Genomic DNA, 15,479 nt, shown 5'->3' with positions numbered 1-15,479 from the left:
TCACTAGGAGAAACACCATGCCGAAGCCCACCAAGGGTGCCCGTCTGGGCGGCAGCGCCGCGCACGAGAAGCTGATGCTGGCGAACCTCGCCAAGGATCTCTTCGAGCACGGCCGCATCACCACGACCGAGGCGAAGGCCCGCCGCCTGCGCCCGTTCGCGGAGCGTCTGGTCACCAAGGCGAAGAAGGGCGACCTTCACAACCGCCGTCAGGTGCTCCAGGTCATCACGGACAAGAGCGTCGTCCACACGCTCTTCGCCGAGATCGGCCCGCGCTACGAGAACCGCCCGGGTGGCTACACCCGTATCACCAAGATCGGTAACCGCCGTGGCGACAACGCGCCCATGGCCGTCATCGAGCTGGTGGAGGCCCTGACCGTGGCCCAGCAGGCCACCGGTGAGGCCGAGGCGGCGACCAAGCGTGCCGTCAAGGAAGACGCCCTCAAGAAGGACGCGCCCGTCGAGGACGCGAAGCCGGTTGAGGCCGCCGAGGAGTCCAAGGACGCCTGAGGCGTTTCTCCGCGTCAGCGGAGGTGACCCGGACGCGTGAGGCTCTGCCTTTCTGTGAGCGGGTGCTGAGCGGGTCCGCCCCTTGGGGCGGGCCCGCTTTCGCGTTGCTGAGAGGATCTGTGTGTGAGTGAGGAAGTGAAGCCCGGGTTCGTTCGGGTGCGTCTTGATCTGTCGTACGACGGCCGGGACTTTTCCGGGTGGGCGAAGCAGCGTGAAGGCCAGCGGACCGTCCAGGGCGAGATCGAGGACGCGCTGCGCACGGTCACGCGGTCCAGCGAGACGTACGAGCTGACCGTGGCCGGGCGGACCGACAGCGGGGTGCACGCGCGCGGCCAGGTCGCGCACGTCGACCTGCCGGAGGGGCTGTGGGCCGAGCACCGCGAGAAGCTGCTGCGGCGGCTCGCCGGACGGCTGCCGCACGACGTGCGGATCTGGCGGGCGGAGGGGGCCCCGGCCGGGTTCAACGCGCGGTTCTCGGCGATCTGGCGGCGGTACGCGTACCGCGTGACCGACCACCCCGGCGGCGTCGATCCGCTCCTGCGCGGTCACGTCCTGTGGCACGACTGGACGCTCGACCTGGACGCGATGAACGAGGCCGCGCGGGCGCTCATCGGCGAGCACGACTTCGCCGCGTACTGCAAGCGGCGCGAGGGTGCGACGACCATCCGCACGCTCCAGGAGCTGCGCTGGGAGCGGCGTCCCGACGGGATCCTCGAAGCGACGGTGCGGGCGGACGCCTTCTGCCACAACATGGTGCGGTCCCTGGTGGGGGCCATGCTGTTCGTGGGGGACGGGCACCGGCCGCCGGACTGGCCGGGCAAGGTGCTCGCGGCGGGGGTGCGGGACTCGGCGGTGCACGTGGTGCGGCCGCACGGGCTCACGCTCGAAGAGGTCGGCTATCCGGCGGACGAGCTGCTCGCGGCGCGCAGCGCGGAGGCGCGGAACAAGCGGTCGCTGCCGTCGGCGGGTTGTTGCTGAGCTCTGGATAGAGCGTTCGTTCTACTCGGGGTTGTTCGCGGCGGCGGAGGCTTGTGCCTCGCCGCGGCGGTTGATCTGGTGGAAGGCGAAGCGGGCGAGGTCGTCGCCGACCTCGTACGCCTTGCGGTCCTTCTGTGTGACGTCCTTGCCGCTCAGGAAGCCGGTCGTCGTGAAGTACGCGTAGCGGCCGTACGCGTTGTACGTGCCGCGGCAGACGGCCGTGCGGCAGAACGTGGCGACGCCCTTGCCGGGCAGCGAGGTGACCAGGCCCTTGTCGGCCTGCTTCTTGACCTTGGCGGCCTGGGCCTCGGTGTCGAAGACGGCCACGCCGACGGTGACGGCGACGCCGCGGCGGGCGTAGGTGACGCGCATCAGCTTGGTGCACTTGTTCTTGGTGAGGATCCGGCCGAGGACCGGCTGGGTCACCGAGGCGCACCGCTTGGTGTCGGCGGTGGCGCCCTTCTTGTAGACCTTGTCGCCGGAGGTCAGCTTCGTGCCGGGGAAGAGGATCGCGGCGCTCAGGGGTGCCTTGTCCTTGTCCGCGTCGGAGATGTAGTCCTTCGGGTCCGGCGGGGGCGGGGGAGTGGTCGCCTCGAAGGACGGCTCCGGGGCCGAGGAGGCGCCGGGGATGTCCGGGGACGAGGGCAGTTCGCTCGCGGGCTTGTTGGACGCGGCGGCGTCGTCGCCGTTCGCGGAGACGACGGCGACGGCCACGGCCGTGGCGACACCGACGGTGGCGAGGGCGCCGCCGCCGAGGAGGAGCCATTTGCGGCGGCGGGCGCGCTTCTCGGAGGCTTCGGCCAGTGCCGCCCAGTCCGGGGTGGGTGAGCCCCCCGGACCCCACTGGGGTCCCCCTTGCCCAAAGCTCATGCGCGGCATCTTAGACGGGGCGGTGGGGATGTTGAGCCGGGGCCGGGGCGGGTTCTCGCCCTAGCCTGAGCCGCATGAACGCGGGCAAATGTGATGTTTCCGGTGGTACGGGATGGTGGCTGCGGCCCGCCGCGTGGCAGGCGTGGGCGGTGCTCGGGGTGGTCCTCGGCGCGCTCGTGCTGCGCGTCGCCTGCCGCGTGCCGGACGGCGGCATGGACAACGGGATCGTGGTGCGGGCGGCCGGGGCCTGGCTCGAGGGGCGCTCTCCGTACGCGGACCGGCACTTCCTGTACCTGCCGGGGGCCGTGCTCGCGGCGGTGCCGCAGGCCGTCCTTCCGCAGGGGGTGGTGCGGGTCCTGGTGCCGCTCGGGGTGGTGGGGGCCCTCGCGGGTGGCTGGGCGGCTGCGCTGCGGGTGTACGGGGTGCCGTTCAGGAGCCGCTTCGCGGTGCTTGGCCTGCTCGGGCTCGCCCTGGGCTTCGCGCCCTTCGGGCACCTGGTGGAGCTCGGGAACTGGACCGTGGCGTCGGCGGCCGCGCTGCCGCTGGCGCTGCTGTGCGTGTGCCGGGGCCGGTGGGGGCGGGCGGGGGCGGTGCTCGGGGTCGCGGTGGCCGTGAAGCCGCTCCTGGTGCCGGTGCTGCTCCTCTTCGTCTTCGCGCGGCGGTGGCGCGCGCTGGGGATCGCGGTGGGGGTGCCGGTCGCGGTCTCCGCCGCCGCGGCGCTCCTGCTGCCCGACCCGGCGGGCTTCCTCACCCGTACGCTCCCCTTCCTCCTGCGCGGCGGCGACAGCTTCGTACGGCTCTACGAGGCCTCGCCCGCGGCGGTGCTGCCGCGCCTCGGGGTGCCGGGCGCGGCGGCCTCGCTGGTGGCGGGGGCGGGGGCCGTGGTGGGGGTGGGGTGCGCGTGGCGGCGGTGGGGGCGCGGGGACGCGGGGGCCGCGCGGGTCGTGGAGACGGCCGTGGCCCTGATGCTGGCGGCCTTCCTGGTGTCCCGGCCCTCGTACGACCACTATCTGCTGGTCGTGGTGCCGCTGCTGCTCGCGGGGGCGGGGGAGGCGGGGGCCGTGGTGCGGGGGGCCGGGTTCTGGGTGGCCCTCGTGCCGCAGGTGCCGGGGTTCGCGTGGGTGGGTCTTGAGCCGGGGGTGCGGCGGGCCTTCAAGGACTGCGTCACGCTCTGTGTGCTGGCCTTCGCGGTCGCACGGTGCTGTCTGCGGCCGAGGGCGGTTACTGTGGATGGCGCAGGACCGGCAGGACCGCCCGAGGCGGTGGGGTCGGCGGTGCCGGTCTCCAGGGCCGCGTTTTGACCCATACGGGGCGGCGCGGGTAGTCTCGTGGACTGATACGTATTGGCTTCCTCGTTCTCACGCGAAAGGGCCATACGTAGGTTCCCTGGAGCAGTTACCAGTGGCTCGCATACGGGCAGCGTCCCCGGCATTGTGAGCCCCAGCTGCATGATCGCTTCCTGGGTGCCGTATGTCTGGACCCCATCCACTGAAGAAGCGAAGGCTACGAAGTGCGTACGTACAGCCCCAAGCCCGGCGACGTGACCCGTCAGTGGCACGTCATCGACGCCCAGGACATCGTCCTGGGGCGTCTGGCGACCACCGCCGCCTCTCTCCTGCGCGGCAAGCACAAGCCGATCTACGCGCCGCACGTTGACACCGGTGACTTCGTCATCATCGTCAACGCCGACAAGGTGCACCTGTCCGGCAACAAGCGGACCCAGAAGATGGCGTACCGCCACTCCGGCTACCCGGGTGGTCTCCGCTCCGTCCGCTACGACGAGCTCCTCGAGAAGAACCCCGAGAAGGCCATCGAGAAGGCCGTCAAGGGCATGCTCCCGAAGAACTCGCTGGGCCGTCAGATGCTCTCGAAGCTGAAGGTCTACAAGGGTGACCAGCACCCGCACGGCGCGCAGCAGCCGCAGCCGTTCGAGATCACCCAGGTCGCGCAGTAAGTCCGGCCACCCCCTAAGCCTGAAGAGAATCTGAGGAGCATCGTGGCCGAGACCACCGCCGAGCAGCCGATCGACGAGACTGTCGACATCGAGCACTACACCACCGAGTCCGAGGCGCCCGTCGAGGGCGAGTACACCTCGGAGTCGAACGCCGCGCGCTTCGGCGACCCGCAGCCGGCCGCCGGCCTGGGCCGTCGCAAGAACGCCATCGCCCGCGTCCGGATCGTTCCGGGCACCGGCAAGTGGAAGATCAACGGTCGCACCCTTGAGGACTACTTCCCCAACAAGGTGCACCAGCAGGAAGTCAACGAGCCGTTCAAGGTCCTCGAGCTTGAGGGCCGCTACGACGTCGTCGCCCGCATCTCGGGTGGCGGTGTCTCCGGTCAGGCCGGCGCCCTGCGCCTCGGCGTGGCCCGCGCCCTGAACGAGGCCGACGTGGACAACAACCGCGGCGCCCTCAAGAAGGCCGGCTTCCTCAAGCGCGACGACCGTGCGGTCGAGCGCAAGAAGGCCGGTCTCAAGAAGGCCCGCAAGGCCCCGCAGTACAGCAAGCGCTAATCGCTGCCTGTTTGTACTTCTTGTTCGCCCCGGCGGCACCTGTGTGCCGCCGGGGCGTTCTTTGTTAGGCACCCAGTGGCGGGCGCCCGGGGCGGCGCCTGGTGGATCGCAATGGAGGACAGCAGTGGGACGACTCTTCGGCACGGACGGCGTGCGCGGTGTCGCCAACGCCGATCTGACGGCGGAGCTCGCGCTCGGTCTCTCGGTCGCCGCGGCGCACGTGCTCGCCGAAGCGGGCACCTTCGAGGGCCATCGCCCGACAGCGGTGGTGGGGCGTGACCCGCGCGCGTCCGGGGAGTTCCTGGAGGCCGCGGTGGTCGCGGGCCTGGCGAGCGCGGGCGTGGACGTCCTGCGCGTGGGCGTGCTGCCCACTCCGGCGGTGGCCCATCTCACCGGCGCGCTCGGCGCCGACCTCGGCGTGATGCTGTCCGCCAGCCACAACGCCATGCCCGACAACGGCATCAAGTTCTTCGCGCGCGGCGGCCACAAGCTGGCCGACGACCTGGAGGACCGCATCGAGTCCGTCTACGAGGAGCACCGCACCGGCGCTCCCTGGCAGCGGCCCACCGGCGCCGGGGTCGGCCGTGTCACCTCGTACGACCAGGGGCTCGACCAGTACGTGGCGCATCTGATCGGCGTGCTGCCGAACCGCCTCGACGGGCTGAGGATCGTCCTGGACGAGGCGCACGGCGCCGCCGCCCGGGTCTCCCCGGAGGCCTTCGCGCGCGCGGGCGCCGAGATCGTCACCATCGGCGCGTCCCCCGACGGCCTGAACATCAACGAGGGCTGCGGCTCGACCCACCTGGAGCAGCTCCAGGCCGCCGTCGTCGAGCACGGCGCCGACCTCGGCATCGCGCACGACGGCGACGCCGATCGCTGCCTCGCCGTGGACCACACGGGCGCCGAGGTCGACGGCGACCAGATCCTCGCCGTGCTGGCGCTCGGCATGCGGGAGCGCGGGGTGCTGCGCCGCGACACCGTTGTCGCCACGGTCATGTCGAACCTGGGCTTCAAGCTGGCCATGGAGCGCGAGGGCCTGCAGTTCGTCCAGACCGCCGTGGGCGACCGGTACGTCCTGGAGGAGATGAAGGCCAGCGGCTACGCGCTCGGCGGTGAGCAGTCCGGGCACGTCATCGCCCTGGACCACGCCACCACCGGCGACGGCACCCTCACCGGCCTGCTGCTCGCGGCCCGTGTCGCCGAGACCGGCCGCAGCCTCAAGGACCTGGCCGCCGTCATGGAGCGTCTGCCGCAGGTCCTCATCAACGTGCCGGACGTGGACCGGACCCGGGTGGGGACCTCGACGGAGCTGGCCACCGCGGTCGCCGACGCCGAGCGCGAGTTGGGCGAGACCGGCCGGGTGCTGCTGCGCCCCTCCGGCACCGAGCCGCTGGTGCGGGTGATGGTGGAGGCCGCCGACATCGAGCAGGCCCGCTCGGTGGCCGGGCGCCTCGCGGACGTGGTGAAGTCCGCGCTCGGCTAGGGCAGGCCGAACTTCTTCGCGGTGCGTTCGCGCTGCCGGGCCCAGAGCAGCTTCTGGGCGAGCAGCGTGAACGTACCGGCGAGGACGATGCCGAGCAGGTTGAGCAGGAGCTGCTCGGTGGAGCCCCAGGCCTGGCGGTACTCGTCGTAGCTGAAGGCCACCGCGGCGTTCGCCGCCGCCGGGACCGTCGTCACCGAGATGGCGACGCCGACGAGCGCGCCCGACTTCGCCGAGGTCAGGGACAGGGTGCCCGCCGCGCCCGCGAGGACGGCCACGACGAAGGAGAACCAGTCGGGCCGGTAGATGAAGTTGGTGTTGGGCCGCTTGGCCTCCAGCGCCGCCTGGTCGAAGAGATCGACCGCGTCCATGAAGAAGCTGAACGCCACCGTGGCCGCCATGGCGATCGCGAAGCCCGCGATCAGCGCGATCAGGGAGCGCAGCGCCAGGCGCGGGGCGCGCTGCACGAGCGCCGTGCAGAAGCCCGCGAGCGGGCCGAACTCCGGGCCCACCGCCATCGCGCCCACGATGAGGATCGCGTTGTCGAGGACGACGCCGCAGGCGGCGATCATCGTGGCGAGCGTGATGAAGGCGACGTACGTGATGGAGAGCGTGGACTCCTCGTGCGTGGCGTCCGCCAGGTGCTCCCACAGGACCGCGTCCGCGCCCTCGCCCGGCGCCTCGTCCTCCGCCTTGTCGGCGCGCAGGGACAGCGACAGGTCGATGTTCTCCAGGGCGATCGAGCCGTGCTTGTCGATCTCCAGGGCGCGCAGGCCGCCGAGCAGCTCGTCGCCCGCCTCCCGGGCCACGTCGCACATCACGATGTCGCCCGACGGGTTGCGGGCCGCGCCCGGCACGACGGCGAGGTGGGTCGTACCGGGCGTCTTCTCGATCAGACGCACCACGGCGTCCGTCCGGTCCGCCGGGGTGATCAGCCGCAGATGGAGCATGCCCGCACCCTAACGCCCCGCTGACGCGTCCCCTTCAGAGTCGCGCGGGCCGGTTCAGAGCTTGCGCAGGCTGAGGCGGCGCACCTTGTGGTCGGGGCCCTTGCGGATGATGAGGGTGGCGCGGCCGCGCGTGGGCGCCACGTTCTCCACCAGGTTGGGCTTGTTGATGGTCCGCCAGGTGGTGCGGGCGTAGTCGAGCGCCTCCTCTTCGGAGACCTGCGTGTACTTCCGGAAGTACGAGGACGGGTTCTGGAAGGCGGTCTCGCGCAGCTTGCGGAACCGGTTCAGGTACCAGCGCTCGATGTCCTCGGTGCGGGCGTCGACGTACACGCTGAAGTCGAAGTAGTCGGCCAGGCCCACGCGGGTGCGGCCGTCCTTGCCGGGCAGGGCGGGCTGCAGCACGTTCAGGCCCTCGACGATGAGGATGTCGGGGCGGCGGACCGTCAGGCGCTGGCCGGGCACGATGTCGTAGATCAGGTGGGAGTAGACCGGCGCCGTCACCTCGTCCTTGCCCGCCTTGATGTCGGCGACGAAGCGGGTGAGCGCCCTGCGGTCGTACGACTCGGGGAAGCCCTTGCGCGACATCAGGCCGCGCGCCTGGAGCTCCTTGGTGGGCAGCAGGAAGCCGTCGGTGGTCACCAGCTCCACGCGCGGGTGCTCGGGCCAGCGCGAGAGCAGGGCCTGGAGCAGCCGCGCCACCGTCGACTTGCCCACGGCGACGGAGCCCGCGACCCCTATGACGAAGGGCGTGCCCGACTGGGAGCCCTTCTCGCCGGTGTCGCCCAGGAAGGTGTTGAGCGCTCCGCGCAGGCCGTCGGTGGCGCCCACGTAGAGGTTGAGGAGGCGGGAGAGCGGGAGGTAGATGTCCCGCACCTCATCGAGGTCGATGACGTCGCCGAGGCCGCGCAGCTTCTCCAGCTCGGCGGCGGTCAGGGGCAGCGGCGTCTTGTCGCGCAGCGCGCTCCACTCGGAACGGGTGAGGTCGACGTAAGGGGTCGCCTCCGGCTTGTGCCGGTTGGCGCCCCGTGGCGGCGAGGAGACCAAAGAGATCACAGTCCATTGTTACGGCAGTTTGAACGTCCGTGCGGGTGGGGTGTGTCACGCTCCGCCACAGGGTCCCGGGGGGCGGGGCGCGAGGGTGCCGTACCCTTCCGGCGTGATTGTTGGCGTGGGTATCGATGTGGCCGAGATCGACCGGTTCGCCGCCTCCCTTGAGCGGACGCCGGGGATGCGGGAACGGCTCTTCGTGGAGCAGGAGTTGTACCTGCCCGGCGGGGACCGGCGCGGGGTCGCCTCGCTCGCCGCCCGGTTCGCCGCCAAGGAGGCGCTGGCCAAGGCCCTGGGCGCGCCGCCCGGGCTGCGGTGGACCGACGCCGAGGTGTACGTGGAGGAGACCGGGCAGCCCCGCCTGCGGGTCTCCGGGACCGTGGCCGCGCGGGCCGAGGCCCTGGGGGTGCGCGGGTGGCACGTGTCCCTGAGCCATGACGCGGGGGTGGCCTCCGCGGTGGTCATCGCCGAGGGGTAGCCCGGTCCCCGTTGCCCGTTCCGCGGTGCTGCCGGGGCGCGCGGTGTGCGCGAGACTTGGTGGATGCGTACTGCGTATCGCGTGGAGGACGTACGGGCGGCCGAGCGCGCGCTGATGGCGCGGGTTCCCGAAGGGGCGCTGATGCAGCGGGCCGCGGCGGGGCTCGCCGTGGCGTGCGGGCAGTTGCTCGGGAAGGTGTACGGGGCGCGGGTCGTGCTCCTGGTCGGCAGCGGGGCCAACGGCGGTGACGCGCTCTACGCCGGGGCGCGGCTCGCCCGGCGCGGGGCCGGGGTGACGGCCGTGCTGCTCGCGCCGGAGCGGGCTCACGCGGGCGGGCTCGCGGCGTTGCGGGGGGCCGGGGGGCGGGTGGTCGACGGCTCGGGGAGTGGTTCCGGCACTGCCTTCGCCGCCCTTTCGGGCGCCGATCTCGTGGTCGACGGGATCGTGGGCATCGGCGGCAAGGGCGGCCTGCGGCCCGGCGCCGCCGAACTCGCCCGTGCCGCCGAGGAGTCCGGGGCCCTGGTCGTGGCCGTCGACCTGCCGAGCGGGGTCGACGCCGACACCGGCGAAGTGCGCGGCGCGGCCGTGCGCGCGGACGCGACCGTGACGTTCGGCGCGTACAAGCCCGGGCTCCTCGTCGATCCCGCCCGGGAGTACGCCGGGGCCCTGCGGCTCGTGGACATCGGGCTCGGTGGTGAACTCTCCGCGTACGCGCCCGCGGTGGAGGCCCTGCAGTACGCCGATGTCGAGCGGCTTCTTCCGGTTCCGGGGGCCGAGAGCGACAAGTACCGGCGCGGGGTCCTCGGGGTCGTCGCCGGGTCCGCCCGCTACCCCGGCGCGGCCGTCCTCACCGTCGCCGGCGCGCTGCGCGGGGGCGCCGGGGCCGTGCGGTACGTGGGGCCCGCCGCGGACGCCGTCATCGCCCGCTTCCCCGAGGCGCTGGTGTCGGCCGGGCCGGTGCACCGGGCCGGGCGCGTGCAGGCCTGGGTGGTGGGGCCGGGGCTCGGGGACGGGCACGGGGACGCGGGGGAGCGGCTGCGGGACGTGGTCGCCTCGGAGGTGCCCGTCCTCGTCGACGCGGACGGGCTGCGGCTCGTGGACGCCTCGGCCGTGCGGCAGCGGGGCGCGCCGACGCTGCTCACCCCGCACGCGGGGGAGGCGGCCGCGCTGCTCGGGGTGGAGCGGGCGGAGGTCGAGGCGGCCCGGCTCGACGCGGTGCGGGAGCTGGCCGGGCGGTACGGGGCCACGGTGCTGCTCAAGGGGTCCACGACGCTGGTCGCCGGGGCCGGTGGGGGTGTCGTACGGGTCAATCCGACAGGGACCGGGTGGCTGGCCACCGCGGGGAGCGGGGACGTGCTGTCGGGGCTTGCCGGGGCGCTGCTCGCGGCGGGGCTCGGGGCTCGGGAGGCGGGGGCGGTGGGGGCCTTTCTGCACGGGCTCGCGGGGCGGCTCGCGGCGGAGGGGGCGCCGGTGGGGGCGCAGGACGTGGCGGAGGCCATTCCGGCGGCCTGGCGGGACGTGCGGCGCGGCTAGCGCGGGGCGCTGCCCTTCTGGGGCGCGTCGCCTTCCCTGGGGTGTGAGGCCTTCCCTGGGGTGTGAGGCCTTCCCTGGGGTGTGACGCCTTCCCTGGGGTGTGACGCCTCCTGGGGTGCGTTGTTCGTCTGCGCCTGCGTCGTGGTGTGCCGTCCGGCCGTGGTGGGGCGGGGCCGCCCCGGTATGTCCGTCCTCGCCGTCATGCGCGCGGGTCGGCCTCCCCGCGCGACGCGGTGTACTCGGGGTGCTCCGGGCGGACATACCGGTGCGTCCCCTCGCGTTTCGTCGGCGGCTTTCCGCCGGTGGGGCGGATCGGGCGCTTCCCGCATGCGTGCGGGCGCCGAAACAGCCCGTTCGGCGTTCCCTCGGTGGTGGTGATTTGTCCTGTACGTCCCGTGTGGGGTGGCTCTCCGATGGTGTTCTCTTCCGCTCTGAGAGACTGTTCGACGATGACTGAGACTGCACTGCCGCGTGTGCGCGCTGAGATCGACCTCGCTGCCCTTCGGGCCAACGTGCGGACGTTGCGTGCGCACGCGCCCGGTGCCGCGTTCATGGCCGTCGTGAAGGCGGACGGGTACGGGCACGGAATGGTGCCGTGTGCCAGGGCCGCGTTGGACGCGGGGGCCGACTGGGTCGGGACCGCCACGCCGGAGGAGGCGCTCGCGCTGCGGGCCGCGGGTGTCGGTGGGCGCTTGATGTGCTGGCTGTGGACGCCGGGGTCGCCCTGGCGGGAGGCCGTCGAGGCGGACATCGACGTGTCGGTGAGCCGGGTGGAGGCCCTGGCCGAGGTCGTCGCCGCCGCGCGGGCCGTCGGACGCACGGCCCGGGTGCAGCTCAAGGCCGACACCGGTCTCGGGCGCAACGGGTGCATGCCCGAGGACTGGCCGGAGCTCGTGGGCGAGTCCCTGCGCGCGGAGGCCGACGGCCTGGTGAAGGTCACGGGCCTGTGGTCGCACTTCGCCTGCGCCGACGAGCCGGGGCACCCCTCGGTCGCCGGGCAGCTGCGGACGTTCCGGGAGATGGTCGGGCACGCCGAGGGGGCGGGTCTTGACCCCGAGGTGCGGCACATAGCCAACTCCCCGGCCACGCTCACCCTGCCCGAGACGCACTTCGACCTGGTGCGGCCGGGCATCGCGATGTACGGGGTCTCGCCCAGCCCCGAGATCGGGACGCCCGAGGACTTCGGCCTGCGCCCGGTGATGACGGTCGCCGCGGCCCTGGCACACGTGAAGCGCGCCCCGGCCGGGCATGGGGTGAGCTACGGCCACCTCTACACCACGGCGGGCGAGACGACCCTCGGCCTCGTGCCCGCGGGCTACGGGGACGGCATCCCGCGGCACGCCTCCGGCGCGGGTCCGGTGCTCGTCGGCGGCAAGTGGCGCACGGTCGCCGGGCGGATCGCCATGGACCAGTTCGTGGTGGACCTCGGCGGTGACGAGCCCGAGGTCGGCGCGGAGGCGGTGCTCTTCGGGCCCGGCGACCGCGGGGAGCCCACCGCCGAGGACTGGGCGCGGGCCGCGGGCACCATCGCGTACGAGATCGTGACGCGCATCGGGGCGCGCGTCCCGCGCGTCTATGTGAACGAGCGGCCGGGCACCGGCGACTGAAGAGGAGCGGCACGTGGGCGAGGGCAGCACGGGGGCGGCCGCCGAGGTGGTCGAGGCGGTGGCGGGACGGCCGGGCGGCGCGGTGACGACGTGGCGGCGGGCCGGGGTCGCGGGCGCCGCCATAGGAGTCATCGCGGCGGGCGCCGCCGCCGGGGTCGCCATCGAGCGGCTCACGGTCGGGCGCGGCATGCGCAAGAAGGCCCGTCTCGCCCTCGACGCCTCGGGGCCGTACGGCTCGCTGCGCGGCACACCCGGCAAGGCGTACGCCGACGACGGCACGGAGCTCGCCTTCGAGGTCGACGAGGTGGGGGCCGAGGGCCCGCAGGCCGCTCGGCGGCGTCGGCTGTTCGGGCGGCGGGCGCCCGCCCCCGTCACCGTCGTGTTCAGCCACGGCTACTGCCTCAGCCAGGACTCCTGGCACTTCCAGCGCGCCGCCCTGCGCGGCGTCGTCCGGGCCGTGTACTGGGACCAGCGCAGCCACGGCCGCTCGGGGCGCGGCGCGACCCGGCTGCGCGACCGCGAGCCGGTCACCATCGACCGGCTCGGCCGGGACCTGAAAGCCGTCATCGACGCGGCCGCGCCCGAGGGGCCGCTGGTCCTCGTCGGGCACTCCATGGGCGGCATGACGACGATGGCCCTCGCCGACCAGTTCCCGGAGCTGATCCGCGAGCGCGTGGTCGGTGTCGCCCTCGTCGGTACGTCCGCCGGCGGGCTCGGGGAAGTCAACTTCGGGCTCCCGGTGGCGGGGGTGAACGCCGTGCGGCGCGTGCTGCCCGGCGTCCTGCGGGCGCTCGGCTCGCAGGCCGAGCTGGTGGAGCGCGGGCGGCGGGCCACGTCCGACCTGTTCGCGGGCATCATCAAGCGGTACTCGTTCTCGTCGAAGGACGTCGACCCTGCGGTCGCGCGGTTCGCGGAGCGGATGATCGAGTCCACGCCGATCGACGTGGTCGCGGAGTTCTACCCGGCGTTCACCGAGCACGACAAGGCCGACGCCCTCAAGCACTTCGCCGAGCTGCCCGTGCTCGTGCTCGCCGGGGACAAGGACCTGGTCACGCCGAGCGAGCACAGCGAGGTGATGGCCGATCTGCTGCCGGACGCGGAGCTCGTCCTGGTGCCGGACGCCGGTCACCTGGTCATGCTGGAGCACCCGGAGGTGGTCACCGACCGCCTGGCGGACCTGCTGGCACGGACGGGCGCGGTCGGCACCGGCTGACCGGTTACCGTGGGGCCCATGGAAGCACCGCACAGCCCCGCCGTCCCCGCCGCCACCCTGAAGATCGCCGTCAACTCCCCCGAGCAGATGGGCGAGTTGGGCCGCCGCCTGGCCAAGGTCCTGCGCCCGGGTGATCTCGTCATGCTCACCGGCGAGCTCGGCGCGGGCAAGACGACGCTGACGCGCGGCCTCGGCGAGGGCCTCGGCGTGCGCGGTGCCGTCACCTCGCCGACGTTCGTCATCGCCCGCGTCCACCCGCCGCTCGGCGACGGCCCCGCCCTGGTGCACGTGGACGCGTACCGTCTGGGCGGCGGGCTCGACGAGATGGAGGACCTGGACCTGGACGTGTCGCTCCCGGACTCCGTGGTTGTCGTCGAGTGGGGCGACGGCAAGGTCGAGGAGCTGTCGGACGACCGGCTGCACCTGGTCATCCACCGGGCCGTGGGAGACGCCACGGACGAGGGACGCGAGATCGCGGTGCACGGGATCGGGGCGCGCTGGCAGGACGTCGATCTGAGCGTCCTGGCCGTTTGACGAGCGCCCTGGCCGTCTGAGGTTCTCTCTCCGCGCCGTCTCGGAGGTTCTTCGGCTGCTCGTTCCGTCCTCGCCGCCCCGGCCGGTTGTTCGTCCTGCCGCCCGGCCAGGGACCGTTGCCGTCCACATTTTCCGACAAGGCGTCGGTAAGATGTTGCGTGGCGGGTGCCGGGCGTGTTCACATGGATACCGGTACTGGTTAGGTCTACCTAACCACGTCTGCTCCCGAAGCCCCAGGAGGCGTCCATGCCGGCTTCAGAACGAGACGTACAGCCCCGGCCGCAGGGGCTGACGGCGCAGCCGTCCAGTTGCTCGATGGGCGAGCTGCTCGCGTCGTGCGCCGCCGCGAGCGCCGTCTCCACGCCTCCGGCCGCCCCTGTGCCCCAGGAAGCCCCCGTGGACGAACCGCGGCGCGACGCCGCGTAGCGGGGCTACTTGACGACGACGACCGTCGTCTCGATGATCGCGAAGTCCCACATCGCGTTGCCGTCCTCGCGGGAGGAGCGGATGCCGCCGGTCTTCTTCGCGGGGTCCGGCTTCTCCGTGGAGCCGTTGAGCGCCGCGCTGAACCCCACTGTTATGCCGTCGACCGCCGTGAAGCGCACGACGTGCTCGACCTGCCTGCCGTCCGAGCCGGTGACCTGGCCCTGGCGCGAGGTGACCTCGTAGGTGCCGGGCTCGGGGTCGACGGTGCTCGGCGTGACCTTGTACGTGCGCTTCGCCTTGCCGGAGTCGCCGACCAGCCAGACCCGGTCGCCCTCCAGCGAGTACACGACCCGCTTGCCGGTGCCCGAGCGGTCCGGGAGGGCCAGCGAGCCGCCCTTGCCCTTGGGGGACTTCGTGGGGGTCGTGGGGGACTTGTCCGGCCGCGCGTTCAGGTCGTCCGGCGCGCTCGCGGAGGCCTGGTAGGCGAGGAATCCGACCACGGCGAGGGCGGCGGCGGTGAGCCCGGCCACGAATCCCGAGCTGGTCCTGGACACTGAGCCACCTTCCCTACGTACGGCTATGGAGTGACGGTAGCAGCAGGCGCACCCCTGGCCGGTGCGGCCGTGCGCGGGGCCTCGGAGCCGTAGGCTGTTCGCGTGCTCTTGCTCGCTCTGGATACCGCAACCCCCGCCGTCACCGTCGCGCTGCACGACGGCACGTCCGTCGTCGCCGAGTCGAGTCAGGTCGACGCGCGCCGCCACGGTGAGCTGCTGCTGCCCGCCGTCGACCGCGTCCTCGCCGACGCGGGCGTGAGACTCGACGCGGTCACCGCCGTCGTCGCCGGGGTGGGCCCCGGGCCGTACACCGGTCTGCGGGTAGGCCTGATGACGGCCGACACCTTCGGCCTCGCGCTCGGCGTGCCCGTGTACGGGGTGTGCACGCTCGACGGCCTGGCGTACGCCTCCGGGATCGAGGACGGCCCCTTCGTCGTGGCCACCGACGCGCGCCGCAAGGAGGTCTACTGGGCCCGGTACGAGAACCCGCGCACGCGCGTCTCGGGGCCCGCCGTGGACCGGCCCGCCGACATCGCCGAGCAGGTCGCCGGGCTTCCGGCCGTCGGCGCGGGCGCCGCGCTCTACCCGGACACCTTCCCCGACGCCCGCGGGCCCGAGCACGTGGCGGCCGCCGCCCTGGCCGCGCTCGCCGCCGGGAAGCTGGCCGCGGGCGAGGAGCTCCTGGAGCCGCGCCCGCTGTATCTGCGCCGCCCGGACGCGCAGGTGCCCAAGAACTACAAGGTGGTCACCCCCCAGTGACCACCGTGACGACCCACGCCGCCGTGCTG

The 15,479-nt window shown here is 73.0% G+C and carries 17 protein-coding genes; 13 read left to right on the top strand and 4 right to left on the bottom strand.

Annotated features, from left to right (window positions below; genetic code table 11):
- Nucleotides 1-17: 17 nt before the first annotated feature.
- Both rplQ and truA read left to right on the top strand, forming a co-directional pair.
- On the top strand, nucleotides 18-509 hold the full coding sequence (gene rplQ / locus ACIG3E_RS02420) for a 50S ribosomal protein L17 (RefSeq protein ID WP_384799803.1): 492 nt from the start codon (nucleotides 18-20) through the stop codon (nucleotides 507-509).
- Between the two features lie 123 nt (nucleotides 510-632).
- A complete protein-coding gene (truA, locus tag ACIG3E_RS02415) occupies nucleotides 633-1,487 on the top strand; it encodes a tRNA pseudouridine(38-40) synthase TruA (protein ID WP_399610235.1) in 855 nt (284 codons plus the stop codon).
- A gap of 21 nt (nucleotides 1,488-1,508) precedes the next feature.
- Here truA and ACIG3E_RS02410 read toward each other — a convergent pair whose 3' ends face one another.
- Nucleotides 1,509-2,357: a hypothetical protein gene (locus ACIG3E_RS02410; protein WP_399610232.1), complete on the bottom strand. Its 849-nt coding sequence runs from the start codon at nucleotides 2,355-2,357 to the stop codon at nucleotides 1,509-1,511.
- A gap of 74 nt (nucleotides 2,358-2,431) precedes the next feature.
- On the opposite strand from ACIG3E_RS02410, the gene ACIG3E_RS02405 reads away from it, so the two are divergent.
- The 4 genes from ACIG3E_RS02405 (at nucleotide 2,432) to glmM (ending at nucleotide 6,352) form a co-directional block, all read left to right on the top strand.
- Nucleotides 2,432-3,658 carry a glycosyltransferase 87 family protein gene (locus tag ACIG3E_RS02405; RefSeq protein ID WP_399610229.1) on the top strand — a complete coding sequence of 409 codons (1,227 nt, stop codon included), beginning with the start codon at nucleotides 2,432-2,434 and terminating at the stop codon, nucleotides 3,656-3,658.
- 209 nt (nucleotides 3,659-3,867) lie between these two features.
- The gene (gene rplM, locus ACIG3E_RS02400) at nucleotides 3,868-4,311 is read left to right on the top strand and encodes a 50S ribosomal protein L13 (protein WP_399610226.1); all 444 of its coding nucleotides are present in this window, start codon (nucleotides 3,868-3,870) and stop codon (nucleotides 4,309-4,311) included.
- A gap of 42 nt (nucleotides 4,312-4,353) precedes the next feature.
- The gene (gene rpsI, locus ACIG3E_RS02395) at nucleotides 4,354-4,869 is read left to right on the top strand and encodes a 30S ribosomal protein S9 (protein ID WP_399610223.1); all 516 of its coding nucleotides are present in this window, start codon (nucleotides 4,354-4,356) and stop codon (nucleotides 4,867-4,869) included.
- A 124-nt stretch (nucleotides 4,870-4,993) separates the two neighbouring features.
- A complete protein-coding gene (gene glmM / locus ACIG3E_RS02390) occupies nucleotides 4,994-6,352 on the top strand; it encodes a phosphoglucosamine mutase (protein ID WP_399610220.1) in 1,359 nt (452 codons plus the stop codon).
- Here glmM and ACIG3E_RS02385 read toward each other — a convergent pair.
- Together ACIG3E_RS02385 and coaA are read right to left on the bottom strand one after the other, a co-directional pair.
- Nucleotides 6,349-7,299 (bottom strand): DUF389 domain-containing protein, encoded by a 951-nt coding sequence (locus tag ACIG3E_RS02385; RefSeq protein ID WP_399610217.1) that lies wholly within the window; start codon nucleotides 7,297-7,299, stop codon nucleotides 6,349-6,351. The genes glmM and ACIG3E_RS02385 overlap by 4 nt on opposite strands.
- 54 nt (nucleotides 7,300-7,353) lie before the next feature.
- The gene (coaA, locus tag ACIG3E_RS02380) at nucleotides 7,354-8,352 is read right to left on the bottom strand and encodes a type I pantothenate kinase (protein ID WP_399610214.1); all 999 of its coding nucleotides are present in this window, start codon (nucleotides 8,350-8,352) and stop codon (nucleotides 7,354-7,356) included.
- Nucleotides 8,353-8,455: 103 nt separating this feature from the next.
- On the opposite strand from coaA, the gene ACIG3E_RS02375 reads away from it, so the two are divergent.
- The 6 genes from ACIG3E_RS02375 to ACIG3E_RS02350 all read left to right on the top strand — a co-directional run bounded on the left by ACIG3E_RS02375 (nucleotide 8,456) and on the right by ACIG3E_RS02350 (nucleotide 14,137).
- On the top strand, nucleotides 8,456-8,824 hold the full coding sequence (locus ACIG3E_RS02375; protein WP_399610210.1) for a holo-ACP synthase: 369 nt from the start codon (nucleotides 8,456-8,458) through the stop codon (nucleotides 8,822-8,824).
- A 63-nt stretch (nucleotides 8,825-8,887) separates the two neighbouring features.
- Complete coding sequence (locus ACIG3E_RS02370) at nucleotides 8,888-10,357, top strand: NAD(P)H-hydrate dehydratase (RefSeq protein ID WP_399610207.1); 1,470 nt, start codon at nucleotides 8,888-8,890, stop codon at nucleotides 10,355-10,357.
- Nucleotides 10,358-10,806: 449 nt separating this feature from the next.
- Nucleotides 10,807-11,964, top strand: coding sequence for an alanine racemase (gene alr, locus ACIG3E_RS02365; RefSeq protein ID WP_399610204.1), 1,158 nt, complete (start codon nucleotides 10,807-10,809; stop codon nucleotides 11,962-11,964).
- Nucleotides 11,965-11,977: 13 nt separating this feature from the next.
- Nucleotides 11,978-13,177 (top strand): alpha/beta fold hydrolase, encoded by a 1,200-nt coding sequence (locus tag ACIG3E_RS02360; RefSeq protein ID WP_399610200.1) that lies wholly within the window; start codon nucleotides 11,978-11,980, stop codon nucleotides 13,175-13,177.
- A gap of 18 nt (nucleotides 13,178-13,195) precedes the next feature.
- Nucleotides 13,196-13,711 (top strand): tRNA (adenosine(37)-N6)-threonylcarbamoyltransferase complex ATPase subunit type 1 TsaE, encoded by a 516-nt coding sequence (gene tsaE, locus ACIG3E_RS02355; RefSeq protein WP_399610197.1) that lies wholly within the window; start codon nucleotides 13,196-13,198, stop codon nucleotides 13,709-13,711.
- A 246-nt stretch (nucleotides 13,712-13,957) separates the two neighbouring features.
- On the top strand, nucleotides 13,958-14,137 hold the full coding sequence (locus ACIG3E_RS02350; protein WP_399610196.1) for a hypothetical protein: 180 nt from the start codon (nucleotides 13,958-13,960) through the stop codon (nucleotides 14,135-14,137).
- 5 nt (nucleotides 14,138-14,142) lie between these two features.
- Here ACIG3E_RS02350 and ACIG3E_RS02345 read toward each other — a convergent pair whose 3' ends face one another.
- Nucleotides 14,143-14,691: a hypothetical protein gene (locus ACIG3E_RS02345; RefSeq protein ID WP_399610194.1), complete on the bottom strand. Its 549-nt coding sequence runs from the start codon at nucleotides 14,689-14,691 to the stop codon at nucleotides 14,143-14,145.
- Between the two features lie 102 nt (nucleotides 14,692-14,793).
- Here ACIG3E_RS02345 and tsaB point away from each other — a divergent pair, with 102 nt between their 5' ends.
- Complete coding sequence (tsaB, locus tag ACIG3E_RS02340) at nucleotides 14,794-15,450, top strand: tRNA (adenosine(37)-N6)-threonylcarbamoyltransferase complex dimerization subunit type 1 TsaB (RefSeq protein WP_399610192.1); 657 nt, start codon at nucleotides 14,794-14,796, stop codon at nucleotides 15,448-15,450.
- The last annotated feature ends 29 nt before the right edge of the window (nucleotides 15,451-15,479 follow it).

Source organism: Streptomyces sp. NPDC053474 (genome assembly GCF_044544845.1).
Taxonomy (GTDB): Bacteria; Actinomycetota; Actinomycetes; order Streptomycetales; family Streptomycetaceae; genus Streptomyces.
The sequence above is the reverse complement of the archived record's forward strand: the minus strand, read 5'-3'. Positions and strand labels throughout refer to the sequence as shown.